Below are 26,189 nucleotides of genomic sequence, written 5' to 3' on the forward strand. Positions count from 1 at the left end.
AATCCGCTAGAGTCGTAGGTGATGACGCCGGGGTGCAAGCCCCGGCGGTCACGCGGAAGTGGCTCAGTGGTAGAGCATCACCTTGCCAAGGTGAGGGTCGCGGGTTCGAATCCCGTCTTCCGCTCCAACCTCCGTAGGTTTCCTTCCTTGCCAGTCCGATGACCTCTGATCCGGACCATGCCCTACCTGTACGGCCGCAGGCGCCGAAACCAGGACACCAACCGCCGTGGCCTACCGGGTGGGCACCTTCGAACCCTCCTGAGCCGGTACGGCCTGAAGGCGGCCCGGGGCCTTCCACGAGCGGGCCGGCGCAGCCCGTAACGGAACGAAGCCCGGCTCCTCCGCGACCGGTGGAAGCCCGACCGGAACGGCCATCGCCGACCACGTCGTCGCGACCGATCCGAATCGTGGCCCTTACCCGCCGGAGGGCATGCACGCGAACCGCAGGAGGGGAGGATCTTGGCTATTGCGCAAGAAGGTTTCCTAATCAATACTGCGGAGAAGCTCGGCAAGACCGGCCCCGGGCCAGACCCGATCGCCCGGCGGCATCCCTGGTCACGGCCGGAATCCCCATCGGACACCCTCGCCGTACCCCCCGGTCCCTGGAGGTTCCCATGCTCCGACGTGTTGTCGCACTCCTGTTCGCCGCGGTGATGTCCTTCGGCGTCGTCGCCGTCACCGCCGGACCCGCCGCGGCCAATCCCCCCAACGACACGACCCTGGTACCGCGCACCCTGGGCGACATCTGCAAGTCCCTCGTCGACTCCCGGTCCTACATCGGGCTCTACCGGGGCGGCAGCAGCGTCCCCTGCTACCGGATCCAGAACTCCGTCCCCATCCAGGTGGGACAGATCGGGACCAGGACTGCCTGCGAGTACGGCAACACCTCGGTGATGCGCGGATACCGGCAGGGGCCGGGTCAGGCTCTGATCTGCGAGTACTACACGGACGTGTTCGAGACCACCTACAGCCCGGTCTCCGTCGGTGAGTACTGCCGCGCCCAGGTGAACCCGCAATCGAGCGTCGGCCTCTACCGCGGGAACGCCATCGAGTGCTACAACTGGCCGACCCACGTCGGGAACGGCACCCCCACCGCGGCGTGCCAGTACTTCGCCTCCTTCGGCAACCACACCGTGCTGGGCGCCTGGGCCGGCGGCAGCGAGTCGCTGGTGTGCCGATTCGCCCGCTGACCCACGACCTGAAGCCCGGATGCCCGTCGGCACCCGGGCTTCAGGTCGGTCGGAGTCGGTCGAGGATCTTCTTCAGCTGGTCCACCTCGGCCTGCTGGGCGGACTCAGGCGCCGGATCTCCTGGAGCGGCGCCGACGGTGCCGCCACGGTGACCGCGTTCCCACCGGCGACAGGTGGATCGTCATGCGTCCGTCTCGGCAGCGGGAAGGATCTTGGCTATTGCATAAGAAGGTTTCCTAATCAATACTGCGGAGAGCTCGGCAAGACCGGCCCCGGGCCAGACCCGATCGCCCGGCGGCGTCCTTGGCCATGGCCGGAATCCCCATCGGACACCCTCGCCGTACCTTCCCTGTCCCTGGAGGTTCCCCATGCTCCGACGTGTTGTCGCACTCCTGTTCGCCGCGGTGATGTCCTTCGGCGTCGTCGCCGTCACCGCCACACCCGCCGCGGCCAATCCCCCCGGTGAGACAACCCTGGTACCGCGCACCCTGGGCGACATCTGCGGCGCCTTCCTTGGGATCTATCAGGGCGGAAACTCCGTATCCTGCTACCGGCGCGAGGGCAGCACCTTGATCCCGGTCGGACAGATCTCGACCAAGACCGCCTGCGAGTACGGCAACACGTACACGATGCGCGGATACCGGCAGGGCCCGTACGCGGCGCTGATCTGCGAGTACTACACCGAGATCGTGGAGACCACCTACAGCCCGGTCTCCGTCGGCGAGTACTGCCGCGCCCAGGTGAACCCGCAATCGAGCGTCGGCCTCTACCGCGGAAACGCCATCGAGTGCTACAACTGGCCGACCCACCTCGGGAACGGCACCCCCACCGCGGCGTGCCAGTACTTCGCCTCCTTCGGCAACCACACCGTGCTCGGGGCCTGGGCCGGCGGCAGCGAGTCCCTCGTATGCCGATTGGCCCGCTAATCCACAACCTGCCCATGAAGCCCGGGTACCGTCGCGGCACCCGGGCTTCACACCGGTCAGAGCCGGTCGAGGATCTTCTTGAGCTGGTCCACCTCGGTCTGCTGGGTGGACCCGATGGTCGCGGCCAGGGCCTTGGCCTCAGGGTTGGCACCCTGGGCGACCTCGGTCCGGGCCATCTCGATCGCCCCGTTGTGATGGGCGATCATCTGCTCGGCGAACAGCTTGTCGAACGCGGTGCCCTTGGCTGCGGCCAGTTTGGCCAGGTCCTCCGGGGTCATCATGCCGGGCATGCCGCCGTGCGCCCCGTGGCCGCCGGCGTCGCCCTCGGCGGGCACCGGCTTGCCCCACGAGGTCAGCCACCCGGTCAGGGTGACGATCTCCGGGTCCTGCGCCGCCTTGATCTTGGCGGCGAGGTCCTTGACCTCCTTGTCGGAGGCTCGGGTGGCGGCGAGGTCCGCCATCTCGACCGCCTGCCGGTGGTGCGGGATCATCATCTGGGCGAACATGACGTCGGCCTCGTTGAACGCCGCCGCCGGCGCGGAGGTCGAGGGGCTCGCAGCGGCCGAGCTCTGCGCGCCCGAATGCCCGCTCGGGGAGTGCGTGCCGGTGTCCGAGCCGCCGCAGGCGGCGAGCAGGGTGAGTGCCCCGGCGCCCGCCGCGACGGTGAGGGTGAGTCTGCGCACGGTCGATCGATCGTTGAACATGGTGGTCTGGTCTCTCCGGTCGGTTGTCCTCCGTTGATCGGCTCGTCTGCGGGCATGGCGAAGCCGCCCGCGCGGACGACGGCCTATATGCGGAGGACGACCAGCCGCGCCGGGTTCGCACGCCGACGCCGAGGAGGTGGACGGGCGACCGCGGACGCCGAGGTGCGTTCCGCCCCGGCCGCCCATGGATCGGATCGCAGCCACCGCGCCGCCATGGCGATGATCAAGGCGAGGAGCGCGGTCAGCACGGCGAGGCAGACGGTGGTGGGATCGAGGTCGGGGAGCGCGCCGCCCGGCGCCGACCTCACCTCGGATTCAAGGGACCCCGCGGACGCCTGCGCGTGTCCGGCCACGGCGACCTTGCCGTGCGCGCCGTGCCCCATGTCGGGATGGCCCAGGGTGTGCATCGTGACGACGCCGAGGAGCAGCGTGCCGAGCAGCATCCGGCACCACACGCCTGCCAGGCGTCGCCGCGCCGAGCCTCCCATCCCCTCCCCTTCGTCCGAAGCGGTCATCCCGTACCCAGCCCACAGCCTACCCAGGCGAACGGTGTACGTCGGATCCCTCGGCGTCTTCGACGAAATCCTCGCGGTGAACGTCAACCTGTTCTGGGTACGGCCCCGCGGAGCGGGAACTCCGGCCGGTCGCCGACCTGCTCCGGCCGGACGGGCGCCCGACCTTCCGCTTCGACGGCCCGGACGCCGACAAGCTCGCGCGGTTGGGCGTCACCCTCACCGAACGCCTGATCCGGGCCGGCCTCCGCGACCTGACCCCACGAAAGAACGCGAACCCGGCGCTGCTCGCGGTGACCGGTCTCCGCCCTGCCGCCCTCTGAGCGGCCCGGTGCCCTGAACCCCGATGCCCCGGTGCCCCGAACACCGGGGCATGGGCCTACCCGGGGCCGGAGCGCCGCACCGGCGGATCCGCCCGGCGCCGGTCCGGGGCTTTCGCCGCCGATCGGCCGTACCCCGCCATGGGTCGTGGAAGGCATCGGAACGCCCTACCCGATCGAGGCGCCATGTGTATCCAATCCCACATTTCTACGGCACCAGAGATCTATTGACCCACTAATTAGAGGGTGAATAATGTAGCCAGATCTAGCGGAACAGTCGATGACCTGGGCTTTGACGGGACCTGGGCGGACCCTTCACCCGCCGCACGCCCGATCGTCCCGCCGATACGTTCCAGAGAGGAATCACCGTGAGCGAATCCCCCCTGCGGATCTCCCTGCGCCTCCCGCACAGCTACGCCGTCGCCGGCCCCAAGGCGATCCGCCAGGTCGCCGAAGCCGCCGAGGCCTACGGCTTCTACGGCGTGTCGGTGCAGGACCACATCCTGGTCGACCCCAAGGCCGCGCCCTGCGGGGGCGACGGCGACAACCGCAACCTCTATGAGGCGCTGCAGACCCTCGGCTGGGTGGCCGGGGTGACCGAACGGGTCAAACTGATCACCACGGTGCTGGTCGCGGGTTTCCGCCACCCGGTGATGCTCGCCAAGGAGACCGCTTCCCTGGACGCCCTGTCCGGCGGTCGGCTCATGGTCGGCGTCGGGGTCGGCGCGGGCCGTACCCGGCAGTCCGCCGAAGGCTTCAAACTCGCCCATCACGCGACGATCGCGACAAGGGAGTTCGACGCGCTCAACGTGATGGGGCACCGCGGCAAGCTCGCGGACGAGAACCTGCAGATCCTGGACGCCATGTGGACCCAGGACTCGGCGAGTTTCCACGGCGAGATCTATCAGTTCGAGGACATGGACGCCTACCCCAAGCCGGTGCAGAGGCCACGTCCCCCGCTGCTGGTGGGCGGACGTTCGGAGGCCGCGATCCGCCGGGCCGCCCTGCTCGCCGACGGCTGGTGCCCCAGCCACGAAAGCCCGCAGCATTTCGCGGAGAACCGCCTCAAGTGCATCGCGATCGCCACCGCGGCCGGCAAGCCGGCACCGAAGTGGTGGGGCACCAACATCGACCTCGCCGTGGCGCGGACCGATGAGAAGGCCCAGGATTTGATGGGCCGTTGGTTCGGCAAGATGTTCGAGACCCGGCAGGCGATGGTCGACGCCACCCTGACCGGAACCCCGGAGACGATCCTGCGCCAGCTCGGCGTCTGGCGCCGCGCCGGGCTCAACCTGGCGGACGTCAAGATCACACCGCGTGATCTGGACGAGACCCTGGAGCAGATGCGGATCCTCGGTGAGGAGGTCATCCCGGCGTTGCCCGGTCTGGACGCGGAGCTCGGCCCGGACACCCGGGACAGCCGATGACCGTGATCACCGTGGGCATGCGGCTGCCCGACCCCGGCCACCTGGCGCCGCTCCTGATCGGGACGGACCGCGGTTTCTACGCCGAGGAAGGGCTGGAGGTGCGGACCGTCGTGACCGAGGACCTGGTCCCCGGGATCCTGGACGGCGGCCTGACCTTCGCCGACATGCCTTCGACGGCGCTCCTCGGCGACGCCGGGAAGCTCCCGATCCGCCTGATCTCCGGGTGGCACGGCCGGCGCGACTACTGGATGGCCGTCGCCCCCGGGGTGTCCGTCCCGGCCGACCTCGCCGGTCGCCGGGTGATCCTCGGCGCCCCGTCCGACCAGCCGGTTCGGCTCCGGCTCCTCGCCGAGGCGGGTTTCCCGCTCGACGGCGTGGACTGTGAGCCGGTCAACCCGCCCGGCGGGTCCGACGTCTGGATCCGGCAGCTCCTGTCCGGGGAGGCGGGCATGGCCCCGATCTTCCTCCGGCATCGGCGGGAGATCCTCGACGCCGGGTGCCGGCTCGTCCTCGACGTGTCCAAGGACTGGCCGTCCAACTCGGTCGGCGCCTCGACGGCCTTCCTCGCGGCCAACCCCGCCGTGGCCACCGGCTTCCTGCGGGCCACGCTGCGCGCCATGGAGATCTGGATGGACCCGGGGAACGCCCCGGACGTGCTCGAGATCTGGGCGAAGCACGGCATCCGGATCACCCCGGAGCAGCGGGACACCTACGTCGAGGGCTTTCTGCGTCCGTACGGGCGCGCGGACCTGACCCTGCGCGAGGACGAGTTCGCCGAGCTGATCGCCATGGCGGGCCTGCCGCAGGTGCCCTTCTCGGCCTACACCGATCCGCGCTACCTGCAGGAGGCGCTCCGCCGATGACGGGTCCTCTCCGCGATCTGCTCGTGGTCGACCTCGCCCGGGTGCTGTCCGGGCCGTTCGCCGCGATGCTCCTCGGCGACCTCGGCGCCCGGGTCGTCAAGGTGGAGCGTCCCGGCGACGGGGACGACACCCGGAGCTGGGGGCCGCCGTTCGTGCGGGGCCAGAGCACGTACTTCATGTCGATCAATCGCAACAAGGAGTCCCTCGAACTCGATTTGAAGGACCCCGGCGACATCGAGGTCCTCCACGAGCTGCTCCGGCGTGCGGACGTGGTGATCGAGAACTTCCGGCCGGGGGTGATGGAACGCCTGGGCCTCGGCCATCGGGCGCTGCTCGCGCTGAACCCCGCCCTGGTGATCGTGTCGATCACCGGTTTCGGGCACGACGGGCCGGAGTCCTCGCGCAGCGGCTACGACCAGATCGTCCAGGGTGAGGCGGGGATCATGAGCATGACCGGGAACGGCCCCGGTGAGCCGGTCAAGGTCGGGGTGCCGATCGGGGACGTGCAGGCCGGGATGTTCGCCGCGCTCGGCGCCCTCGCCGGGCTGCACGAACGCACGCGCACCGGGAAGGGCGGCGTGGTCCGCACCTCGCTGCTGGCCGCGCTCGTCTCCACCCACGTGTTCCAGGGCACCCGCCAGCTGCTCGCGGGCGAGACGCCGGAACCGTCCGGCAACCGCCATCCGACCGTGGTGCCGTACGGCGCGTACGACTGCCGCGACGGAATGATCCAGATCGCGGTGGGCAGCGACGGGCTGTGGCGGCGTTTCGCCCCGCTGGTCGGCGTCGACCCCGACGATCCGCGGTTCGCGTCCAACGCCGACCGGGCCGCCTTCCGGGAGGAACTCGACGCACTGATCGTCCCGGCCTTCGCCACGGAATACACCGACGTGTGGCTGGCCCGCTTGGCGGAGGCCGGGATCCCCGCGGGGGAGATCAAACCGCTCGACCGCGTCTACGCCTCGGAGCAGGTCCGATCCCAGGGTCTGGTGGTCCAGGTCGAACACCCCGAGATCGGCGTCGTCCCCCTGCCCGGGCCCGCGCTCAGGTTCGACTCCTTCCCCGGGCTCCGGCATCGTCCGCCGCCCCTGCTCGGCGAGCACTCCTCGGCCCTGCGCAGGTGGCTGGCCACCGGCGGGGAGGCGGGCGCCGGACCGGACCGGGCCGGTGAACCGGCGTGATCACGGAGTTCACGATCGACGCGCCCGGCCGCGCGAACGCGCTGGGGCCGGAGACGACGGCCCGGCTCGACCGAGCCCTCGCAGACGCCGTCGCGCAGGGATCCGCCGCTTTCGTCCTCCGGGCGGCGGGCGGCACCTTCTGCTCGGGGTTCGACCTGGGCGACCTCCCCCGGCTCGGCGACGCCGACTTGCTCGCCCGGTTCGTCACGATCGAACGGCTGCTTGAGCGGATTCGCACCGCGCCGCTGCTCACCATCGCCTGCGTCGGCGGCCCGGCGGTCGGCGCGGGCGCCGATCTCGTGGCCGCCTGCGACTACCGGCTGGGCACCGGGGCGGCCTCGTTCGCCTTCCCCGGGCCCCGCTTCGGGCTGCTGCTCGGCACCGCGCACCTGACCCGGCTCGTCGGCGGGCAGCCCGCCCGCGACCTGCTGGTACGGCGGCAGCGGGTCGACGTCGAGGAGGCCCTCCGGATCGGCCTGCTCAGCCACCGGGTGGACGAGCTCGGCCCGTTCGCCGCCGAGCTCGCGGCCGCGGCCGCCGCGCTGGATCCGATCACCCTGCGCGAGCTGCTGGCCGTCACCCGGGGCCGGGCGACCGCAGACCCGCTGTCCACCCTTGTCGCGTCCGCGGCGGACCCCGGTCTGGCCGACCGGGTCCGCGCCTACCGAGGAGAGAGCCAGATGCAACAGCTGATCAACGGAGTCGCCGCCGCGGTCGCCGAGGGCGGCGGCGAGCAGGCGGTGACCGGACGGGTCGCGAAGGTGCTGCGCGCCGCGCTCGCCAAGGGCCTGTCGCTTCCGCCCGGCGTCATGGTCCCCCACCCCGAGCGATACGTCATGTATCCGCTCCACGTCGCCCCGGACGGTTCGTTCTCGATCGCCTCGGCCGTGTGGAACGTGGGTCAGCGGACCCCGATCCACGACCACGGCGTCTGGGGGGTCGTCGGTATCCACTCGGGGGTCGAGCACGAAGTCAGGTACGCGCCTCCGGCCCCGGCGGGTGCGCCGCGGATGATCGACGAGAGCCTGTGGCGGCCGGGGGAGGTCACGGTCTGCTGTACCACGGACCAGGACCTCCACCAGGTGGCGAGCGGCTCGGACGAGCCCTGCGTGGGCATCCACGTCTACGGCGGGGACATCGGGACGATCCAACGCAGGTCATACCATCCGGAGACCGGGGAGGTCGGCTACTTCACCTCGGCGTGGACGACCCCGGCCTCCTGAGGGACCACGGCCGGGGAGGCCACTTCGCCGTACTCCACCTCGGGGAGCGAAAGTGCCACCCAAAACCAGCTAAAGGATTTTTCTTTATTTCTCAACCGCTCTATTTATCTTTTGAGCTTATATAAATCATTTTCACGCCATAAATGCCGTTGATTCGGGTCAAGGCCGATCGACCCATCACTCTTCCCCGAGCGGGAAACGGCTCCCAGGCCACCACAACCCTTTGGGCGTTTTATCCACTTCTAACCGATATGTGTTTAGTTGCACCTTTCAGGGGTAGGGCTGCCGCAGGCATGGGAGCCCGTTTCCGTGCAGGTCGCTTCACTCGCCACGGCTCCGCCGCAGGTGCGGAGGCGACCCACGAGGGTAAGGAGCGCGGGTTATGAAAGGCAGACTGCAACTGGCGCTTGCGGTCGCGGCAGGCTACTTCCTCGGGCGCCGGCACAAACTGCGCTGGGCCACGGCCCTGGCGGCCGCCGGGGCGGTCGGCGGGATCGGCCACGTCGCCGGCGGCGGCATCCTCGGCAAAGGCGCCAAACTGCTCGGCGCGTCCCCCGAGATGGAGGAGATGGTCGGCCGCCTCCGCACGGAGCTGACGGAGGTGGGCAAGGCGGCGGCGGTGGCCGCGGCCGGCAAGCAGATCGACACGCTGACCACCAAGCTCCACGATCGGGCCGAATCCCTGCGTACGCCCGCGGTGCCCGCTCCCCGCGCCGAATCCGAGGAGGGGGCCGAGGAGCCGGAGTACGACGAATACGACGAGTACGAGGAGGGGGCCGAGGAAGAGGAGCCGGAGACCCGGAGGCCGAAGGCCAAGACCCGCCGCGGACGTCCGGTCCGGACCATCAGCCGCTCGGGGAGGTGAGGTCGGTGGCCACCCAAGCCAGTCGCGGACCGGCCGGCAAGGCGACCGGGAAACTCGGCACCGCCCTGCTCAAGCACGAACTCCGCAACCTCGCCGGGGCCATGCTGGAGAGAAGGCTCTCCTCCCTCACCGAGAAACTCACCGCGATGTCCGGACGCCTCACCGACTACGCGGACGGCAACGGCAAGAGCCTGATCGGCGCCGTCACCGGATCCGGCGGCAAGGGCGGGAAGCTCGGCGGCCTGACCTCGCTGCTGGCCACGGGGGCCAAGGCCGCGTTCAAGGGCGCCCTCGGCAAAGCCGGCAAGGGGGGCGGCAAGCAGAAGGTCACCAACATCGTGGAGTCGATCGACGTCGGTGCCCCGCTGCGGATCGCGTACCACCAGTGGACCGAGTTCCGGGACTTCCCGAGCTACATGAAGAAGGTGGAGAGCGTCCAGCAGAAGTCGGACGAGAAGCTGAACTGGAAGGCCCAGGTGTTCTGGTCGCACCGCACCTGGGAGTCCCACATCCTGGAGCAGGTCCCCTACGACCGGATCATCTGGCGTTCCAAGGGCGCCAAGGGCCACGTGGACGGGGCCGTCACCTTCCACGAGCTGGCGCCGAACCTCACCCGGATCCTGGTGGTCCTCGAATACCACCCGCAGGGTTTCTTCGAGCACGTCGGCAACATCTGGCGTGCGCAGGGCCGGCGGGCCCGCCTGGAGCTCAAGCACTTCGAACGCAACCTCATGATCAAGACCATGCTCCATCCCGAGGAGATGGCCGAGAACGGCTGGCGCGGTGAGATCCACGACGGCGAGGTCGTCAAGGACCACGAGACCGCCCTCCGCGAGGAGAAGGAGAAGACCCCGCGGACGGAGAAAGCCGAGCGTGAGGAACCCGAAGAGGTCGAGGAAGAGGCATACGAGGAGGCCGAAGGGGGCGAACCCGAGGAGCCGGAGAAGGCCAAGGAGGCCAAGGCCCGGAAGACCACGCGGGTCGAGGAGGAACACCGGCCGCCCCGGCAGCGCGGCAGGAGCGAGGCCGAGGACGACCGGCCGGCCCGACGACCGGTACGCCGCAGGACCGTGAGCACCCGCGGCACCTGACGTCCGGCCGGACCAACACGGCAGGAGGAAGGGAATGACCGTTCAGCCCGCCACCGGAGGAGTGGCCCGGCGTCCGTCGTCCGGCAGCCTGGCCGATGTGATCGACACGATCCTGGACAAGGGGCTGGTGATCGACGCCTACGTCCGGGTCTCGCTGGTGGGGATCGAGCTTCTCACCATCGACGCGCGGATCGTCGTGGCGAGCGTGGACACCTATCTGCGCTTCGCCGAGGCCGTGAACCGGCTGGACCTGGCGGAGACGGGACACCAGCAGGGGCTGCCGGAGCTCGTGGAGAACATGACCCAGCAGGTGAGCAGCCGCAAGGGCAAGGGTGTCGTCCAGGGAGCCCTGGAGGGCGCCCAGGAGAAGCTGCACGATCTCGTCGGCGACTCCGACGAGGAGGAGCCCGCGGCCCCGTCCGGCCGGCGGCGGCATCGGGAGGACAGGCGATGACGTCCCAGACCGCCAAGCCGCGGCACACCGCCGCGAGCACGAACCAGGGCTGCTACGTCTACGGCATCGTGCCGGCCGACGTGGAGGTCGAACCCGGCACGCCCGGGGTGCACGGCCCGTCGTCCGAGGTCGGCCTGGTCACCCACGGGGAGATCGGCGCCCTGGTCAGCGAGGTCCCGCTGGATCGCCCGCTGGGGACACCGGACAGCCTCACCGCGCATCAGCGCCTGCTCGACGAGGTCGCCGCCGAGGTGCCCGTACTCCCCATGCGCTTCGGCGCGGTGATGTCGAGCCCGCAGGCCGTCGTCCAGGAGCTGCTCACCCCCTATCACGAGGAGTTCCGCACCGCGCTGGCGGAGCTGGAAGGGCACGCCGAGTACGTGGTCAAGGGCCGGTACGTCGAACGCCACCTGCTTGAAGAGGTGCTTGAGGAGAATCCGGAGGCCCGGCGCCTGCGGGAGGAGATCCGGGAGCTGCCCGAGGACGCGGGCCGGGAAGCGCGAATCGAGCTGGGTGAACTGGTGAACCAGGCGGTCGCCGCGAAACGGGACGCCGACACCAGGGAGATCGCCGAACGACTCGTACCGCTCAGCGTCCTGGTCTCCCCTCGGGAGCCCTCCCACGAGCAGGACGCCGTCCATCTGGCCCTCCTGGTGGCCGACGACCGGCGCGCGGACCTGGAGCGGACCGTCGACGAGTTCGCCAGGCGCTATCGGGGGCGGGTCGACCTGTGGCTGCTCGGGCCGATGGCGCCGTACGACTTCGTCGTGTCGTCGAAACCGGGTGATGAGGAATGGGACTGATCTCGCTTCTGGTCACCTGGCCCGCCGCGCCGATCCGGGTGGTGATCCGCCTCGGCGAACTGATCGAGGAGCAGATCGAGCGCGAGGCCCACGACCCCGCGGCGGTCCGGCGCCGCCTGGAGGAGATCGAGCGATCCCGCGCCGCCGGGCTCATCTCCGCCGAAGAGCAGGAGGAAGCCGTTGAGCAGGTCCTTCAGGAGATGGTCGGCCGACCGGCCCTTATGGACGATCCCGAGGCAGGTGCGGAGGGAGAACGGAGGTGAGGTCATGCCGACCCGGCAACGCCGTCCCGAACCCACGGACTCCGGGACACGCGCCGAACCTCGTCACGGGGCGCTGTCCGCGGCGGCCGCCGGTGAGACCGGACTCCGGCACATAGCCGAGCTGACCGCCCGCGAGGTCGAAGGGGTCACGCTCGTGAAGCCGGCGGAGGAGGGCTGGCTGGTGGACGTGGAGGTGGTCGAAGATCGGCACATCCCGTCCTCCGGCGACGTCCTGGCCCTGTACGAGGCGGAGCTGGACTCCGAAGGCGACCTGCTCTCCTACCGCAGGCTCCGGCGCTACCGGCGAGGCAGCGGCGACGACGGCGGGGCGACGCGATGATCGAGCCGAGACGTCCGGAACCCATGACCGGCCGGGCCTACTCCGGCTCGGTGTCGCGGCGCGAACCGGCGAACCTCGGCGACATCCTGGAGCGGGTCCTGGACCGGGGGATCGTGATCGCCGGGGACATCCGGGTGAACCTGCTCGACATCGAGCTGCTCACCATCAAACTGCGCCTCATCGTCGCCTCGGTGGACACCGCCAGGGAACTCGGCATCGACTGGTGGGAGCACGATCCCTGGCTCACCGGCGGCAAGCGGGACCTGCTCCAGGAGAACCGGCGGCTCCGGCGCCGGATCGCCGCCCTGGAGGAGGGTCGTCCCGCACTCGAACCGATCCAGGGCCACGCGGAGGAGGTGAGGGAGGATGACCGCTGACACCGGCGTCTATCTCTACGCGGTCGCGCACGACCTCGGCATCAGGGAACCGGAAGGGCTGACGGGGGTCGACGGGCGGGCCGTCCGGGTGATCCCGCACGCGGACCTGGTGGCCTACGTGAGCACCGTCCCGCTGGATCGGTTCGGGGAGGAGGCCCTCCGGCGGTCCATGGAGGATCTGGACTGGCTGGACGCGACCGCGCGCGCCCACCACCACGTCGTCGAAACGGTGGCGGAGGCGGCCCCGGTCGTCCCGGTGCGGCTGGTCACGGTGTACGGCGGCGAGGGTCCGGTGAAGGAGCTGCTCGATCGGCGGCACGACGACTTCGTCACGGTGCTGGCCCGGGTCACCGGACGCCAGGAGTGGGGGGTCAAGGCCTACGCCCGTGCCCCGGCCTCCGCCGGCGCGCCGGGACGGAAGGCGGAGGAGGCGACCGTCGGCCCGGGTACCGCCTATCTCCGGCGGCGGCGCAGCGACCTGCACGAGCAGGAGGAGGAGAGGCGGCGGGCCGCCGTGGGCGCCGAGCGGATCCACGAGGTCCTGGCCGCCTCCGCGGTGGCGAGCCGGCTGCATCGCACCCAGGATCCCCAGCTGTCCGGGCGCACCGAGTGGATGGTGCTGAACGGGGCCTACCTCGTCGACCGGGACCGGGCCGAGGCGTTCCGCCGCGTCGTGGACGGGCTGTCCGAGCCGGGGGTCGAAGTCCAGCTCACCGGCCCGTGGACCCCGTACTCCTTCACCGTCCTGGACGAGGCGGACGGAGAACGCCCATGACGCTCCCCGATACCCGCGGTGGCGTGCTCGCCGCCGAGGGTCGGTTGCCCTCCGAGCGGGTGGCGCTGGTCGACCTGCTGGATCGGCTGCTGGCGGGCGGGGTGGTGGTGAGCGGGGACCTGGTCCTGTCCATCGCGGACATCGACCTCGTCCGGATCTCGGTACGTGCGTTGATCATGTCGGTCCGGGAGTCGGGCCTCGGGGACGATGAGCCGTTCGAGGGGTGAACCGGGGTGGGCCCGGCCGGTGCGGAGAGGCCGGGCGGGCCGGCTCAGGATCGAGGCCGACCGGCAGGCGGTGGAGCGTGACCTCTCCCGGCTGGTGCTGACGCTGGTGGAGCTCGTCCGGCAGCTTGTGGAGCGCCAGTGCCTGCGCAGAATGGATCGGGGAGACCTGTCGGAGGAGCAGATCGAGACGCTGGGCGTGACCCTGATGCGGCTGGAGGAGGCGATGGCCGACCTGTGCGACCGCTTCGGGCTCGACCCGTCCGACCTCAACATCGACCTGGGGCCGCTCGGCCCGCTGCTCCCCCGGCAGGAGCGTCGCGCCGCCCGGCTGGAGCCGCCCGGCGACCTCTGACCTCGCGGGCGTGACCTGCTCAGCCTGTTCCCCGTCGGCACCGCCCGGCGGTGGACGGCCGACGCCGGCGGGGCCGGCCACGTCGTTCCGGCGTGGACGACCCTGGCCGGCTGCCCCCTCATCTCCGGGTCGTGGACGGGTGGCGGCCCGGCTCCGGCCGGGCCGTGTCGGCCGGCCTCCCGTTCCGGGAGGCCGTCCTCACTGTCTGCCGAGAAGTGCCAGGGCGGCGTCCTGGTACTTACGGGTCATGATGTCGGCGCAGGTGAGATCCTTGCGCAGCACGCCGAACTTCTTCGCCGTGGCGATGCTCCTGTCGCAGATCGTCTGGTCGATTCCCCCGTTCACCGGCCACATGTCGAGCTCCTCGATGAACATCTTGTAGTCCAGCTTCGCCTGTTCCTCGGTGAGGTCCCGTACTTTGGACATCGCGAGTTTGACCCACTCGTCGGGGTTCGCCCGAGCCCAGCGGGCCGACTTCAGCTCGGCCGCCACCAGGGCGAGCGCGAGGTCGCCGTTCTCCCGCAGCCACTCCTTGCCGACCGTGTAGAGGTTGTGGAACTGCGGGTTGGCGTCCGCCCCCCGGCACAGGACGTTCCAGGTGTCCTTGGTTTCCAGCCCGAACTCGATCCGCACATAGTTGGTGGCGACCCCGGCGGCGACCGTTCCCTTGAGCAACGCCTCGGTGATCTGGGAGACGTTACCGAGATGGATCAGCTGGAGGTCCTTCTTCACATCCATGCCAACCTGATCGAAACAGGTCGTCGCGGTCTGGCCGACGATCGAATTGAGGTTCTGGGAGACCGCGAAGGGCTTGCCCCGGAGGTCCTCGAGTTTGGCGATCGGCGCCTTGGCCAGGATCTCGTAGGCGTTCTTCTGGGAGTTCACCCCGATCGCGACCAGCGGCGCGCCCGCCTCGATCGCGCCGAGCATCCCGCCGATGGAGACGTGACCGATCTGGATCTGACCCGAGATCAGGGCCGCGTTCATCGGCGAGGAGTCCATCACCCGGTAGTCGGATTTCACGCCGAAGTCGCTGTTCAGAATCTCCAGTGTCTTGTGCATCGTGGTGAAGGTGGGGTTGGTGAAGCCGGCGCTCGCCACCGAGACCGTCTTCCCCTGGACCTTCTCCCGCAGCGCCGCCTCCGAGGCCGGCACCGCCACCTCACCGGCCACCTCGTCCGGGCCGGCGTCGGTGAGGTCGACACCCCCGCATGCGCCCAAGGCCAGCGTCATCGCCACAACGACCGCCACACGCCTGCTCCGCGGCGTGGACCTCCATCCCCCCGGGTACGCCGGTTTCGCCATCGGCATCTCCTCATCTTGACCTCAGCCAAAATTTGCATCCTGTATCCAATCAATGCACACCATGCCCGGATCGCAAACTAAGGCTTTTTAAGAGGGAAGACTCTTTGTATCCAATCCCTACTTCAGACTCGCCTCCGCACGCGGACCGACGGCTGGAGCAGGCGAGCCGGCATCCTTCCGTCTCCGGGGGACGGACCCGTCCGACGACCTCGACAGGGATTCCCGCGACACGGGGTGCGACGGACCGTGGCGACCTCTGACATCACCGGCTGATTCGTTCGTATTATTCGCCTGTGTCCGCCTACCGATCCCCCAGCGGTCGTACCCCTTACCCTCCGGAACGGCCGCCGCGCGGCAGTCGCCTGGCCAAGATCTGGGCGCTGGCCCCGCTGCTCACCCTTGGCTTCGCGACCCCGCTGGTGATCGGGTACGCGGCGGCCCGGCTGGGCAGCCGGCGGCTTGGGCTGGCCGCAGCGGGCTACACGACCCTGTTCTTCCTGTACCTGTCGATGGTCGACTACTTGACCAAGGCGGGCACCGACAGCTGGCAGAACAACACCGCCGCCACCATCTGGTTCATCGTCGAATGGCTGGGCGGCACCGTCCACGCCTTCCGGCTCCGGCGCGCCGTCTTCCCGGTCCCCCGGTTCGACCACGTTCCGCCCGTGTCCTCGTACGGCAACGCGGCTCCCTCCCCGCCGCGCGATCGGCACCCGTCTGCCACGCCCCCCGCTCAGACCCCCTGGAACACCGGCTCGCATCCCACCTCGCGGAGGGTCCCCGCAGAAACCTCCTGGAACACCGGCGGAGGCCCGGTTCCCCCGTCCACCTCGATTCCCCGGCAGATCGGGCCCTACGTGCTGACCCGCAAGCTCGGCGAGGGCGGGCAGGGCACGGTCTACCTCGGGCAGGCCCCCGACGGGCAGCCGGTGGCGGTCAAGCTGCTGCACCAGCGGATCAACGACGTCGCGGCGGAGCGGGACGGGTTCATCCGCGAGGTCGCCGCCGCCCGCCGGGTGCCGCCCTTCTCCACCGCGCGGATCATCGATGTGGACGTCGTCGGGGACCGGGCGTACATCGTGAGCGAGTACGTGCACGGCCCGTCGCTGGAGCGGCTGGTCCTGGAGGAGCGGCCCCGGGACGGCGCCGGGCTGACCCGGCTGGCCATCGCGACCTCGGCCGCGCTCAGCGGCATCCACTCGGCCGGGGTGGTGCACCGCGACTTCAAACCCGCCAACGTCCTGATCGGCCCAGACGGGCCGCGCGTGATCGACTTCGGGGTCGCCAAAGCGCTGGACCGGGTCACCATGACCTCGGGTCACGCCAAGGGGACCCCGGCCTACATGTCCCCCGAGCAGGTCGCGGGCGGTCCGGTCGGTTCCGAGTCGGATGTGTTCAGCTGGGCCTCGACCATGCTCTTCGCCGCCACCGGCCGCTCGCCCTTCGAGGCGCCCACCCTCTACCAGGTGCTCAAGCTGATCACCGAGCACCGGCCCGACCTGTCCGCGCTGCCCGGGCCGTTGCGGGCCCCCGTCGCCGGATGCCTGGACCCCGACCCCCGGAACCGCCCCACGGCCGCGGAGCTGATGGTCGCCCTCGCCCGCTGACCCGGTCACCGCTGCCGGAAACACCGCTCCTCTCCGGTACGGGGCCGCGCCGGACCTATCACCCGGCGGGTCCGGCGCTGTGCCGCCGCAGGCCGTACCGGATCGGTGGTTTCCCGGCGCCCACCCGGCACGGCAAGCGTCACCCGGGGGAGAGCAGGGTACGGGCTGCGCCGGGTGGCCAGCCGCCCCAGGTGAGCGCGGCGGCGTGCAGGTGGACGGGGGTCAGACGCCCCTCGATCACCCCCGGTAGGGCGGGGAGGTCCCGGACCCAGGGGATCAACCGGTGGAACACCTCCTCCGCGTCCCCCGGCCGGTTGCGGGGGTCCTTCGCCAGCAGGGCCATGACCAGTTCGTCGAACTCGCCGGGCAGCGCCGGTTCCGTTTCCCGGAGCGGCCGCGGCTCCCCCTCGACATGCCCGTTGATCTCGGTGAGCAGGTTCGCGGACTGGAAGACCCGGCTCCCGGTGGCCATCTCGTACAGGACGCAGCCCACCGCGTACAGGTCGGCGGAGGCCGTGACCTGCGCCCCGCGGTGCTGCTCGGGAGCCATGTAGTTGCCCGTCCCCGGCCGGTCCGAGGAGCGTGTGATCACCGAGTACTCGGGGGAGTCCAGGACGGTCGCGATGCCGAAGTCCAGCACCACGAGGGTCCCGTCCGGCCAGATCATGAGATTTCCGGGCTTGAGGTCGCGGTGGATGACCGAGCGGGCGTGCACCGCGGACAGGACCGCGCAGAGCTGGGCCCCGATCATGGCGGCCCAGGACAGCGGGAGCCGCTCGTGCAGGTCCAGGACATGGGTGAGCGTCCAGCCGTCGACAAGCTCCATCACCAGGAAGTAGTCGTCCCGGCTCCGCCCGAAGTCGTAGATGGCGGGGATACCGGGGTGGCGGAGCTGCGCCATGATCCGCGCCTCCCGCCGGAATCGCCGCGCCGCGTCCTCCGACAGCCGGTCCCGCCCGATGAGCTTGACCGCGACACGCCGGTGCAGCCGGGTGTCGACCCCCTCCCACAGCTCCCCCATCCCGCCGCGGCCGATCACCCGATCCAGCCGATAGCGATCCGTGTCCAGCATGGCGGCTCCCTCACTCCGAGGAGACATGGTCGATCCACCTTGGCACAGTCACGGATACACCTACCGGCCAGACCCGGTAGGTCTCGTCGCGGTGACAATCCGGAGGTGCTCACCGTGTCAGGCATGGTCGCCGTCAAGAGCCGTGCCTTCGGGCCGAGCCTCCGCCCGGCCGGCTCAAAACGCCGGGGAGGCGGCATCCTCCCTCGTCAGAACGCGCCGTCGGCGCGAGGCGCCCTTCCTCAATCCGGATCGCCGCCGCGTTTCGCGCGTGCACGTGCCCGGCCCGTAGGAGAAACCGCCGGTCCCCGCACACGCCCCGGCGGCCACCGGTGGCTCGCGAAACCGCAGGCCCACCTGGTACGAGGTCCAGCGGAACCGCGCGACCCGGCCCGTACGGGCGACGCCGGACCGCTCACGCCCCCGGCCTCACCCGGAAGCCACCCCAGGCCGTACCGGAAACGGAACGGACCGCCGCACGGGGTCGGCCCCGCACGGTGGCCCTCTCAGATCCGGTCAGAACGTGCGGTGGCCGAGGTCGTCGTGCCGGCACGGGCCCGCGTCGACGTGCCGGAGAACGTGCCGCTCGTAGTCGACGTCGATGGTGATGAGGGTGCTCCAGCGCTCTTCGAACGGGAGCGCGGGATCGGGGTGGCTGCACACGCCCGCCCCGTCCTCGGGGTGACGGCGCAGGAAGGCGAACCGGTCGTCCGGCCGGGGAGAGCGGAGGAGCTCCCGGCGCTGTTCGAGCACCGTCCTGCGGGCCCACGTGTCGGAGGTCTTCCACGCCAGGTCGCCCCGGGCCAGTCCGGGGTCGACGAAATGGTTGGTCTGGACGAGGATTCCCCCCTCGTCCGGGGTGTGGACCGCGACACCGGCCGGGCTGATCTCCAGGGTGACCGCCCACGAGCGGCCGGAGGTGAAACCCACCACGGTGAGCGCCGACGACGCCGAGACGTCGGCCGACCGGGCGATGGCGACGGCGCTCTCCGGGGAGTCCGCGCATTCGAGCAGCCGACGCGCGACCGTGTGGACCGGCACGCCGATCCCCTCCCCGTCGCTCTCGTGGCGGAGCATGTTGAGGTGGACGCCGACCGCCCCGTCGCCCGCGCGGGAGGCGAGGCCGATCTTGCCGGTGATACCGGCCTCGGTGAAGTAACGCAGCCGCGCCCCGCCCTCGACCTCATGGGTGACCAGGTAGAGAGCGCCTCCCAAGGCTTCGTTCCAATCCCAGGTCTGGACGCTGCGGGGCGCGCCCTCCTCCGGGACGAACACCGCGGCGGAGCACTCCGCCGCCTCCGTCAGCTCCCCGGTGGCCAGGATCTCGGTCCGCGCGTTGAGCATGCCGATCTGCCACAGGTCGACGGCCGCGCCCGCCGCGATGCCCTCCCATTCGCGCACCAGGCCCGGCGCCCATCCCGCGACGCGATCGATCGCGGCGGCGCCGAAAGCGGGCAGGTCACCGCGGCTCACCTTCACCGCGTCGAAGAGAAGTCCGTAGGAGCGGAGGTTGTCGGCGATCGCGCCGGCGGTGGCCCGGCCGATGTGTTCACCCCGGGCATAGGGGTCGAGCGCGTCGATTCGGAGATGGTGCACGGTCATCGGGAAACCCTCCGATCCGCCGTACCGGCCTCTCCGCACGGAAAGCCGGACTCCAGATGTTCCGCCCGATACCCTCGGCCGATGGTCGGCATAGCCCTCCTTGTGCCTCGACCGGATTCCGGCACATCGATCCGGCCCTGTCGACTGACGCCCGACCCTAGCCGCCTTGGGAGACGGTGAATATGTTCGTCATGTAAAGGCGAGATCGTCGCTTTCATCGCTTCGGATAAGGAAGCGGTACGGGCGAGGCCGCCCACGGCCGTACCGGAAACGGAACGGGCCGCCGCGCGGGGTGAGTCCCGCACGGCGGCCCGGCCGCCGAGCCGGTTAGCGGAGACCGGCGTCGAGGGCGTTCATCAGGGTTCCGGTGTCGCCGGACATCTCCCAGATCATCGCGCCGAGCATGTTCTTACTCTTGAGCCAGGCGGTCTTCTGCTGGATCGACCAGGCGTCGTCGAAGGTCCACCACTCCCCGCCGTTCCCGGTGAAGCAGTAGGTGGACACCGATTGCGTGTCGTGCCGGACGCCCGTGCCGTTGCACGCGGGGACCATCGCCATGAGGTTGCTGTACCCGCGGGTGCCGGCCTCCTCCTGGAACTGGCCGTTCGCGGCCCCGGTGGCGGCCTGCCACTCACCGGCCTTGCCGCCGTCGGTGACGCCCTTCCAGCCACGTCCGTAGAAGGCCATGCCGATGGTGAGCTTGCGTGGGTTGATCCCGGCCTGGAGGTAGACGTTCACCGCGTTCTCCACGCTGAACTTGAAGTTGTAGGGGTCCTCGGTGTCGGTGTACAGGTTGCCCTGGTGGCCGGTCCGGTTCGGCTCCCAGGAGTTGTCGCTGCCCGCGCCGTGGAAGTCGTAGCCCTGGATGTTGAAGATGTCCAGGGACTTGGCGACCTCGGGCAGGTCCCAGCCGGCCGCGATCTTGACGGGGTCGGCGGGGGTGAAGGCGGTGAGCTGGTAGCGCTTGCCGGTCTGCTCGGTCAGCGCGTCCAGCTGGCGGCGGAACTCGGCGATCAGCAGGGTGTTGTTCGCCTTGTCGTTCGGGCCGATGTGGTTGCCGGCGTGGCCCTCGGCACCCGGCCACTCCCAGTCCAGGTCGATGCCGTCGAAGACCCCGAGGGCGCTGCCCGGCCCGCCGGAGGCGTTGACCACCGGCAGGTTGCCCTTGATGTAGATGTCGATGCAGGAGGCGACGAACTTCTTCCGGGCCGCGTCGGTGGCCGCCACGTCGGAGAAGTACTTGGAGTAGGTCCAGCCGCCCAGGGAGATGAGGACCTTCAGGTGCGGGTGCTTCACCTTGAGCTTCTTGATCTGGTTGAAGTTGCCGCGGAGCCGCTCCCACCCGGTGTCCGCGACGCCGTCCACGGACTGCCCGGCGCTGAACGGACGGCCGTAGTCGGCCTCGGCGTCACCCGCGCCGTCACCCTGGTTGGGGTCCTGCGGGTTCGGCGAGGTGCCCTTGGTGACGCCCTGCAGACAGGTGAGGTTCACCGGGTCGATGTTGGCGAACGCGTAGTTGATGTGGGTGAGCTTGGCCGCGGCCCCGGTGGTGTCCAGGTTGCGGATGAAGTACTGGCGTCCGTAGATGCCCCACTGGACGAAGTACCCGACCCGGGCGTAGCCGGGGCCGATGACGTCGGAGGTGTTCGCCACCACGCTGTTGCTCTGCGCGGAGACGTTGTCGTAGGTGTCCCGGGCCCGGACGGTGAAGGTGTACCGGGTGGACGGGGAGAGCCCGTTGACGGTGGCGGAGGTGCCGGTGACCGTGGTCTTCAGGACCCCGTCGAGGAAGACCTCGTAGCCGAAGACCCCGCTGTTGTCGGTCGAGGCGCCCCAGGAGAGGTTGACCGACGAGGCGGTCACCGTGCCGGCCTGGAGGTTGCCCGGCACGGTCGGCGCCTGGGTGTCGTTGGCGGGGTTGTTGGTCGTCACCTGCAGCGCCCCGCTCGGCGGCGAGGCGTTGTTCCGCCGGTCCTTGGTCCGCACGGTGAAGGTGTACGGCGAGTTCGGGGTGAGCCCGCTGATCGTGGCGGTGGTCCCGGTCACCGACGCGGCGAGGGTGGCGCCGTTGTAGACGTCGTAGCCGACGATGGGCAGGCTGCCCGGGGTGGCCGCGTCCCAGGCGAGGGCGACGATCCGGGTGGTCTTGGCGGTCACCCGCAGGTTGGTGGGCGCACCGGGCCCGACGTCCGGGGAGCCGTCGCAGTTCACGTCGTTGATCCGGCAGCTGGTCGGCTCGGCGCCGGCGCTGCTGACCGTGAACGAGGGACTGTACGGCTCGGTGGTGCCGTTCGCCGCGACGTTGGTGTTGTAGTGGAGCGGGGTGAGGGTGACGATGCGCCCGCTCTGGCTCAGGGTGGCGTTCTGCGCGTTGCTCGCGGTGACCCCGACCGGGAGCTCGAACACGATCGACCATCCGTTGAGCACGGTGGCGGTGTTGTTGGCGACGACGAACTTCGCCTGGGTGCCGTTGACGTCGTAGGTGGCCGAGAGCGGCGCGGGGGGCGGCGGCGGGTCGCCGCTGCCGTCGCAGTTGGCGTTGTTGATCTTGCAGCTCGTGGGCTGGACCGCCGAGCTGAGGGTGATGGTGGGGCTCCACGGCTCGGTGCTGCCGTTCGCCCGCACGGTGTTGATGTAGAACGCGGGGTTCAACCGGACCCGCGTGCCGTTCTGGCTGATGGTGGCGTTCTGTGGATTGCCGGCGGTGACCCCGGCCGGCAGGTCGAACACGATCGACCATCCGGTGACGGGGGTGGGGTTCGGGTTGCTCACCACGAACTTGCCCACGGTCCCGTTGAGGGTGAAGGCCGCTGTCAAGCGAGTGGCGGCCTGCACGGGGGCGGCAAGAGCGGAGGCGACGATCATGACCAAAAGCACGACGACGAATCGGCGCATGGGAGGACTCTTTCTTTAAGGAAAGTTTCCTAATAGTTGAGCGGATCGTAAACCTGCGCTCCGATCTCGGCAAGACCCAAAACGGATCAATGAGACAGAGGCCGCACTCGGCGCCGACGGCGTGATACCGCTGCGCCGATCACCCTCCGGCGCGGGCCCGCAGCACCTCCAGGGCGCGGTCCGCGTGCGTCTGCATGTTCGTCTCGCTGTGGATGGTCTCCAGCAGGCGGCGGTCGACGTCGACGACGAAAGTCATGCGCCGTGTCAGGAACGGTCCCAAGGCGAAGGTCCGCCGCGCGCCCAGCCGCCGCGCCACGAAGCCGTGCCGGTCCGAGAGCAGCGGATAGGTCAGGTGGTACCGCTCCGCGAACCTGCGCTGCTTGTCCACCGTGTCCCTGCTGATCCCGACCGGCGTCGCCCCCACCTTGGCGAAGGCCGGGGTGAGGTCGCGGAAATGGCAGCTCTCCAGGGTGCAGCCGGTCGTCATGGCCGCCGGATAGAAGAACAGCACGACCGGTCCGTCCTCCAGGAAGGCGCTGAGCCGCCGCGGCGTACCGGTCTGGTCGGGAAGCTCGAAGTCCTTGACGACGTCTCCGACCCTGGGGTTCGCAGCCACGATAGGTACCTCCCTGAATTCACACGCTCCGGCCCCTTGTCGCGCCACCCCGTGATGCTTTGGGCCGGAGATGGGCGCCTCCGGGTGATTCTTGCGTAATCGACCGACTTCGGCGGACAAAAAGTCGACCTGACAAACATTCATCGAACTCCTGTCTAGTCCAGTCAGTTTTCCCGCCGTCTCCGGCCCCGAGGCCGGCTTGAGCCCGCATTGGCGGTACGGCTCGCGCCCGGCCCCTCCGTCGCCGACACCTCCCGAACCCACCCGGATCCGGCGATCCGGAAGTGTGATCCGAATCAGCCCGATCCCATCCCCCGCCCGGCCTTTCTCCCGGCAGGACCGCTCCCGGCCGTAGAGAACAGCCGGCAAATCATCCATCTTTCTGAATAACTCTATAAATAGAATATCCCGGATATAATGATTTATCCCAAATGCCACACTTGGTCGATATATCCGATTATCCTACCCCGAGGATTGATTCACTTTCCAATTGACATGCGCCGCGCGATTGCAGCAAACTAAGCGCTGTCTGGAGATGGGTTGACGCAGCCCGACAAAGACCCCCACACCATGTCACAGCTCTGCCGATAAACGCATGCCCACGCCCCGATGACAGGCTGATTCCACGCATCATCAATCCAGGCCGAACCCGCAATAAACACTAACCCGCATTTTCGCGAATAACCAAGATTGGTAGTGTGTATTGTGACCCAACCGGTTGAGACAGACGTCCAGCGGGCGCAGACGGCTCTCAGTACCGCGGCCGCCAAAAACCTGGCCACCACCACCAAATCCGTCCCCCAAATCCAGGAGACCACCTCCCGCTGGCTCCTGCGCATGCTCCCCTGGGTCCAGGTCACCGGCGGCACCTACCGCGTCAACCGCCGCCTCACCTACGCCATCGGCGACGGCCGCGTCAGCTTCACCACCGCCGGGGCCACCGTCCAGGTCATCCCCGCCGAACTCGTCGAGATCCCCCTCCTGCGCGGATACGACGACCCCGACACCCTCCAAGCCCTGGCCACCCGCTTCACCCAGCACGAAGTCGAAGCCGGCCACACCCTGGCCCACACCGGCCAGACCGCCGACCGGATCTACCTCATCGCCCACGGCAAGATCACCAAAACCGGCGCCGGCCCCTACGGCGACCAGGCCACCCTCGGCGTCCTGGCCGACGGCGACCACTTCGGCGACCACGCCCTCACCGACGAGACCGCCACCTGGCCCTACACCGTCACCACCCTCACCGCCTGCACCCTGCTCAGCCTCCCCCGCCAGGCCTTCGCCGAACTCACCGACCAATCCCCCACCCTCCAAGCCCACCTGCGCAACCTCCACGACAACCCGCCCAAACCCCACAACCGCCACGGCGAAGCCGCCATCGAGCTCGCCGCCGGCCACACCGGCGAACACAACCTCCCCGCCACCTTCGCCGACTACGAGACCACACCCCGCGAATACGAACTCAGCGTCGCCCAGACCGTCCTGCGCATCCACAGCCGGGTGGCCGACCTCTACAACCACCCGATGAACCAGACCGAGCAGCAGCTCCGCCTCACCATCGAAGCCCTGCGCGAACGCCAGGAACACGAACTCGTCAACAACCGCGAGATCGGCCTGCTCCACAACGCCGACCTCCGCCAGCGCCTGCACCCCCGCACCGGCCCACCCACCCCCGACGACCTCGATCATCTGCTGAGCCGCCGCAGACGGACGAACTTCTTCCTGGCCCACCCGCAGGCGATCGCGGCGTTCGGCCGGGAGTGCAACCGGCGCGGGGTCTACCCCCAGAGCGTGGAACTCGACGGGCACAGGATCCCCGCCTGGCGCGGCGTCCCCGTCCTGCCCTGCAACAAGATCCCCATCACCAAGACCCGCACCACCTCCATCCTGGCCATGCGCACCGGCCAGGAGAACCAAGGCGTCATCGGCCTCCACCAGACCGGCATCCCCGACGAATACCAGCCCAGCCTCTCGGTCCGCTTCATGGGCGTCGACGACAAAGCCGTCATCTCCTACCTGGTCAGCGCCTACTACAGCGCCGCCGTCCTGGTCCCCGACGCCCTCGGCATCCTGGAGAACGTCGAACTCGGCCACTGACCAAGCAGCGCGGAAACCACGTCGTAGAAAGGGGACGGGCGGATGGCCGGAATCGAGATGACCGCCGAGGCACGCCAGACGGGCGAGGTGCTGGGCTGGAGCCGCGAACTGATCGACCCCGGTCTCCGCCGGGCGGTCGACACCCTGCCCGCCGCGATGCGGCACATCACCGGCTACCACTTCGGCTGGTGGGACGAGCACGGCACGCCCGCCGAATCCGACGGCGGGAAGGCGATCCGTCCCGCACTCGTCCTGCTGGCGGCCGAGGCCGTGGGCGGCGAGCCCGCCGCCGCCGTCCCGGCCGCGGTGGCGGTGGAACTGATCCACAACTTCTCACTCGTGCACGACGACATCATGGACGGGGACGTCACCCGGCGGCACCGCCCGACCGCCTGGACCGTGTACGGCCTCGGCGCGGCGATCCTGGCCGGGGACGCGATGCAGACCCTCGCCTTCGACACGCTCGCCGGAATCGGGCACCCGCGGTTGCGGGAAGCCGGGCGGATGCTCACCGCGACCGTGCTGGACCTGCTAGAAGGCCAGAACGCGGACGTGAGCTTCGAGCGGCGGCACGACGTCGGCCTCGCCGAATGCCTGACCATGGCCGAGCGCAAGACCGGCGCCCTGCTCGGCTGCTCCTGCGCCCTGGGGGCCCTGCTGGCGGGCGGCACCGCCGAGCAGGTGGCGCACCTGGGCGATTTCGGGCGGCTGCTGGGGCTGGCGTTCCAGCTCACCGACGACCTCCTCGGCATCTGGGGCGACCCCGCCGTCACCGGTAAGCCCGTCCACTCCGACCTGCGCAGCCGGAAGAAGTCGCTGCCGGTGGTCGCCGCCCTCACCTCCGGGAGCGAGGCCGGGGCGGAACTCGCGGCGCTCTACCGCCGGGACACCCCCCTCACCGACGCCGAGCCCGCCCGGGGCGCCCAGCTGATCGAGGCCGCAGGCGGACGGTCCTGGAGCCGCGCCCGGGCCGACGAGCTCCTCGCCAAGGCCCTGCACCACCTGCGATCGGCCAGGCCGGCGGGGCGGGCGGCGGGCGAACTGGAGGCCCTCGCCCGGCTCGCCACCCGGCGCGACCGCTGACCACATCCAGGCACCCCCT

At 69.8% G+C, this 26,189-nt stretch carries 26 protein-coding genes and 1 tRNA gene; 20 read left to right on the forward strand and 7 right to left on the reverse strand.

The window, feature by feature from the left end; translation table 11 throughout:
- Nucleotides 1-52: 52 nt before the first annotated feature.
- The 3 genes from RUR_RS02180 to RUR_RS02190 all read left to right on the forward strand — a co-directional run bounded on the left by RUR_RS02180 (nt 53) and on the right by RUR_RS02190 (nt 2,116).
- A tRNA-Gly gene (locus RUR_RS02180) sits at nt 53-127 on the forward strand.
- 487 nt (nt 128-614) lie between these two features.
- Entirely contained in the window at nt 615-1,190 is a 576-nt protein-coding gene (locus RUR_RS02185) for a hypothetical protein (RefSeq protein ID WP_283133133.1), read from the forward strand.
- Nucleotides 1,191-1,558: 368 nt separating this feature from the next.
- Nucleotides 1,559-2,116, forward strand: a complete 558-nt coding sequence (locus RUR_RS02190; protein WP_283133134.1) for a hypothetical protein — start codon at nt 1,559-1,561, stop codon at nt 2,114-2,116.
- A gap of 56 nt (nt 2,117-2,172) precedes the next feature.
- On the opposite strand, the gene RUR_RS02195 is transcribed toward RUR_RS02190, so the two are convergent.
- Both RUR_RS02195 and RUR_RS02200 read right to left on the reverse strand, forming a co-directional pair.
- The gene (locus RUR_RS02195) at nt 2,173-2,820 is read right to left on the reverse strand and encodes a DUF305 domain-containing protein (RefSeq protein ID WP_283133135.1); all 648 of its coding nucleotides are present in this window, start codon (nt 2,818-2,820) and stop codon (nt 2,173-2,175) included.
- Nucleotides 2,821-2,903: 83 nt separating this feature from the next.
- Entirely contained in the window at nt 2,904-3,335 is a 432-nt protein-coding gene (locus tag RUR_RS02200) for a DUF6153 family protein (protein WP_283133136.1), read from the reverse strand.
- 685 nt (nt 3,336-4,020) lie between these two features.
- Here RUR_RS02200 and RUR_RS02205 point away from each other — a divergent pair.
- The 14 genes from RUR_RS02205 to RUR_RS02270 all read left to right on the forward strand — a co-directional run bounded on the left by RUR_RS02205 (nt 4,021) and on the right by RUR_RS02270 (nt 13,893).
- Nucleotides 4,021-5,079, forward strand: a complete 1,059-nt coding sequence (locus tag RUR_RS02205) for an LLM class flavin-dependent oxidoreductase (protein ID WP_283133137.1) — start codon at nt 4,021-4,023, stop codon at nt 5,077-5,079.
- The gene (locus tag RUR_RS02210; RefSeq protein ID WP_283133138.1) at nt 5,076-5,942 is read left to right on the forward strand and encodes an ABC transporter substrate-binding protein; all 867 of its coding nucleotides are present in this window, start codon (nt 5,076-5,078) and stop codon (nt 5,940-5,942) included. Before RUR_RS02205 ends, RUR_RS02210 begins: the two co-directional genes overlap by 4 nt.
- Nucleotides 5,939-7,123 (forward strand): CaiB/BaiF CoA transferase family protein, encoded by a 1,185-nt coding sequence (locus RUR_RS02215; protein WP_283133139.1) that lies wholly within the window; start codon nt 5,939-5,941, stop codon nt 7,121-7,123. Before RUR_RS02210 ends, RUR_RS02215 begins: the two co-directional genes overlap by 4 nt.
- Nucleotides 7,120-8,346, forward strand: coding sequence for an enoyl-CoA hydratase-related protein (locus tag RUR_RS02220; protein WP_283133140.1), 1,227 nt, complete (start codon nt 7,120-7,122; stop codon nt 8,344-8,346). The genes RUR_RS02215 and RUR_RS02220 overlap by 4 nt, the downstream gene beginning before the upstream one ends.
- 382 nt (nt 8,347-8,728) lie before the next feature.
- Nucleotides 8,729-9,211, forward strand: coding sequence for a hypothetical protein (locus tag RUR_RS02225; RefSeq protein WP_283133141.1), 483 nt, complete (start codon nt 8,729-8,731; stop codon nt 9,209-9,211).
- Between the two features lie 5 nt (nt 9,212-9,216).
- Entirely contained in the window at nt 9,217-10,302 is a 1,086-nt protein-coding gene (locus RUR_RS02230; protein WP_283133142.1) for an SRPBCC family protein, read from the forward strand.
- Between the two features lie 34 nt (nt 10,303-10,336).
- Entirely contained in the window at nt 10,337-10,756 is a 420-nt protein-coding gene (gene gvpJ / locus RUR_RS02235) for a gas vesicle protein GvpJ (protein ID WP_283133143.1), read from the forward strand.
- Complete coding sequence (locus RUR_RS02240; protein WP_283133144.1) at nt 10,753-11,559, forward strand: GvpL/GvpF family gas vesicle protein; 807 nt, start codon at nt 10,753-10,755, stop codon at nt 11,557-11,559. The genes gvpJ and RUR_RS02240 overlap by 4 nt, the downstream gene beginning before the upstream one ends.
- The gene (locus RUR_RS02245; RefSeq protein WP_283133145.1) at nt 11,550-11,822 is read left to right on the forward strand and encodes a gas vesicle protein GvpG; all 273 of its coding nucleotides are present in this window, start codon (nt 11,550-11,552) and stop codon (nt 11,820-11,822) included. Before RUR_RS02240 ends, RUR_RS02245 begins: the two co-directional genes overlap by 10 nt.
- Nucleotides 11,823-11,826: 4 nt before the next feature.
- Nucleotides 11,827-12,162 (forward strand): gas vesicle protein GvpO, encoded by a 336-nt coding sequence (gvpO, locus tag RUR_RS02250; RefSeq protein ID WP_283133146.1) that lies wholly within the window; start codon nt 11,827-11,829, stop codon nt 12,160-12,162.
- Nucleotides 12,159-12,539, forward strand: a complete 381-nt coding sequence (locus RUR_RS02255; protein ID WP_428846902.1) for a gas vesicle protein — start codon at nt 12,159-12,161, stop codon at nt 12,537-12,539. The genes gvpO and RUR_RS02255 overlap by 4 nt, the downstream gene beginning before the upstream one ends.
- Complete coding sequence (locus RUR_RS02260) at nt 12,529-13,314, forward strand: GvpL/GvpF family gas vesicle protein (RefSeq protein WP_283133147.1); 786 nt, start codon at nt 12,529-12,531, stop codon at nt 13,312-13,314. Before RUR_RS02255 ends, RUR_RS02260 begins: the two co-directional genes overlap by 11 nt.
- Nucleotides 13,311-13,541 carry a gas vesicle protein gene (locus RUR_RS02265; RefSeq protein ID WP_283133148.1) on the forward strand — a complete coding sequence of 77 codons (231 nt, stop codon included), beginning with the start codon at nt 13,311-13,313 and terminating at the stop codon, nt 13,539-13,541. The genes RUR_RS02260 and RUR_RS02265 overlap by 4 nt, the downstream gene beginning before the upstream one ends.
- 19 nt (nt 13,542-13,560) lie before the next feature.
- Complete coding sequence (locus RUR_RS02270) at nt 13,561-13,893, forward strand: gas vesicle protein K (protein WP_283133149.1); 333 nt, start codon at nt 13,561-13,563, stop codon at nt 13,891-13,893.
- A 198-nt stretch (nt 13,894-14,091) separates the two neighbouring features.
- On the opposite strand, the gene RUR_RS02275 is transcribed toward RUR_RS02270, so the two are convergent.
- The gene (locus RUR_RS02275; protein ID WP_283133150.1) at nt 14,092-15,144 is read right to left on the reverse strand and encodes an ABC transporter substrate-binding protein; all 1,053 of its coding nucleotides are present in this window, start codon (nt 15,142-15,144) and stop codon (nt 14,092-14,094) included.
- Nucleotides 15,145-15,491: 347 nt separating this feature from the next.
- Between RUR_RS02275 and RUR_RS02280 the strand changes: the two genes are divergently transcribed.
- Nucleotides 15,492-16,805 carry a serine/threonine-protein kinase gene (locus RUR_RS02280; RefSeq protein ID WP_283133151.1) on the forward strand — a complete coding sequence of 438 codons (1,314 nt, stop codon included), beginning with the start codon at nt 15,492-15,494 and terminating at the stop codon, nt 16,803-16,805.
- A gap of 139 nt (nt 16,806-16,944) precedes the next feature.
- On the opposite strand, the gene RUR_RS02285 is transcribed toward RUR_RS02280, so the two are convergent.
- The 4 genes from RUR_RS02285 to RUR_RS02300 all read right to left on the reverse strand — a co-directional run bounded on the left by RUR_RS02285 (nt 16,945) and on the right by RUR_RS02300 (nt 22,987).
- Nucleotides 16,945-17,877, reverse strand: a complete 933-nt coding sequence (locus RUR_RS02285) for a serine/threonine-protein kinase (RefSeq protein ID WP_283133152.1) — start codon at nt 17,875-17,877, stop codon at nt 16,945-16,947.
- Nucleotides 17,878-18,390: 513 nt separating this feature from the next.
- Nucleotides 18,391-19,476, reverse strand: a complete 1,086-nt coding sequence (locus tag RUR_RS02290; protein ID WP_283133153.1) for a C45 family autoproteolytic acyltransferase/hydrolase — start codon at nt 19,474-19,476, stop codon at nt 18,391-18,393.
- A 327-nt stretch (nt 19,477-19,803) separates the two neighbouring features.
- The gene (locus tag RUR_RS02295) at nt 19,804-22,371 is read right to left on the reverse strand and encodes a glycosyl hydrolase family 18 protein (RefSeq protein ID WP_283133154.1); all 2,568 of its coding nucleotides are present in this window, start codon (nt 22,369-22,371) and stop codon (nt 19,804-19,806) included.
- Nucleotides 22,372-22,510: 139 nt separating this feature from the next.
- The gene (locus RUR_RS02300) at nt 22,511-22,987 is read right to left on the reverse strand and encodes a peroxiredoxin (protein WP_283133155.1); all 477 of its coding nucleotides are present in this window, start codon (nt 22,985-22,987) and stop codon (nt 22,511-22,513) included.
- 702 nt (nt 22,988-23,689) lie between these two features.
- Between RUR_RS02300 and RUR_RS02305 the strand changes: the two genes are divergently transcribed.
- Nucleotides 23,690-25,087 carry a family 2B encapsulin nanocompartment shell protein gene (locus RUR_RS02305; protein WP_428846971.1) on the forward strand — a complete coding sequence of 466 codons (1,398 nt, stop codon included), beginning with the start codon at nt 23,690-23,692 and terminating at the stop codon, nt 25,085-25,087.
- Nucleotides 25,088-25,129: 42 nt separating this feature from the next.
- Nucleotides 25,130-26,170, forward strand: a complete 1,041-nt coding sequence (locus tag RUR_RS02310; RefSeq protein WP_283133157.1) for a family 2 encapsulin nanocompartment cargo protein polyprenyl transferase — start codon at nt 25,130-25,132, stop codon at nt 26,168-26,170.
- Nucleotides 26,171-26,189 lie beyond the last annotated feature (19 nt).

Origin of the sequence: Rhizohabitans arisaemae (assembly GCF_025996515.1) — a bacterium.
Classification (GTDB): domain Bacteria; phylum Actinomycetota; class Actinomycetes; order Streptosporangiales; family Streptosporangiaceae; genus Rhizohabitans; species Rhizohabitans arisaemae.

Excerpts from the sequence above, each read along its gene's own strand:
- RUR_RS02185 (WP_283133133.1), top strand. The coding sequence starts at position 615 with ATGCTCCGACGTGTTGTCGCACTCCTGTTCGCCGCGGTGATGTCCTTC.
- RUR_RS02190 (WP_283133134.1), top strand. The coding sequence starts at position 1,559 with ATGCTCCGACGTGTTGTCGCACTCCTGTTCGCCGCGGTGATGTCCTTC.
- RUR_RS02195 (WP_283133135.1), bottom strand. The coding sequence starts at position 2,820 with ATGTTCAACGATCGATCGACCGTGCGCAGACTCACCCTCACCGTCGCG.
- RUR_RS02200 (WP_283133136.1), bottom strand. The coding sequence starts at position 3,335 with ATGACCGCTTCGGACGAAGGGGAGGGGATGGGAGGCTCGGCGCGGCGA.
- RUR_RS02210 (WP_283133138.1), top strand. The coding sequence starts at position 5,076 with ATGACCGTGATCACCGTGGGCATGCGGCTGCCCGACCCCGGCCACCTG.
- RUR_RS02215 (WP_283133139.1), top strand. The coding sequence starts at position 5,939 with ATGACGGGTCCTCTCCGCGATCTGCTCGTGGTCGACCTCGCCCGGGTG.
- RUR_RS02225 (WP_283133141.1), top strand. The coding sequence starts at position 8,729 with ATGAAAGGCAGACTGCAACTGGCGCTTGCGGTCGCGGCAGGCTACTTC.
- gvpJ (WP_283133143.1), top strand. The coding sequence starts at position 10,337 with ATGACCGTTCAGCCCGCCACCGGAGGAGTGGCCCGGCGTCCGTCGTCC.
- RUR_RS02240 (WP_283133144.1), top strand. The coding sequence starts at position 10,753 with ATGACGTCCCAGACCGCCAAGCCGCGGCACACCGCCGCGAGCACGAAC.
- RUR_RS02245 (WP_283133145.1), top strand. The coding sequence starts at position 11,550 with ATGGGACTGATCTCGCTTCTGGTCACCTGGCCCGCCGCGCCGATCCGG.
- gvpO (WP_283133146.1), top strand. The coding sequence starts at position 11,827 with ATGCCGACCCGGCAACGCCGTCCCGAACCCACGGACTCCGGGACACGC.
- RUR_RS02255 (WP_428846902.1), top strand. The coding sequence starts at position 12,159 with ATGATCGAGCCGAGACGTCCGGAACCCATGACCGGCCGGGCCTACTCC.
- RUR_RS02260 (WP_283133147.1), top strand. The coding sequence starts at position 12,529 with ATGACCGCTGACACCGGCGTCTATCTCTACGCGGTCGCGCACGACCTC.
- RUR_RS02265 (WP_283133148.1), top strand. The coding sequence starts at position 13,311 with ATGACGCTCCCCGATACCCGCGGTGGCGTGCTCGCCGCCGAGGGTCGG.
- RUR_RS02285 (WP_283133152.1), bottom strand. The coding sequence starts at position 17,877 with ATGCTGGACACGGATCGCTATCGGCTGGATCGGGTGATCGGCCGCGGC.
- RUR_RS02290 (WP_283133153.1), bottom strand. The coding sequence starts at position 19,476 with ATGACCGTGCACCATCTCCGAATCGACGCGCTCGACCCCTATGCCCGG.
- RUR_RS02295 (WP_283133154.1), bottom strand. The coding sequence starts at position 22,371 with ATGCGCCGATTCGTCGTCGTGCTTTTGGTCATGATCGTCGCCTCCGCT.
- RUR_RS02310 (WP_283133157.1), top strand. The coding sequence starts at position 25,130 with ATGGCCGGAATCGAGATGACCGCCGAGGCACGCCAGACGGGCGAGGTG.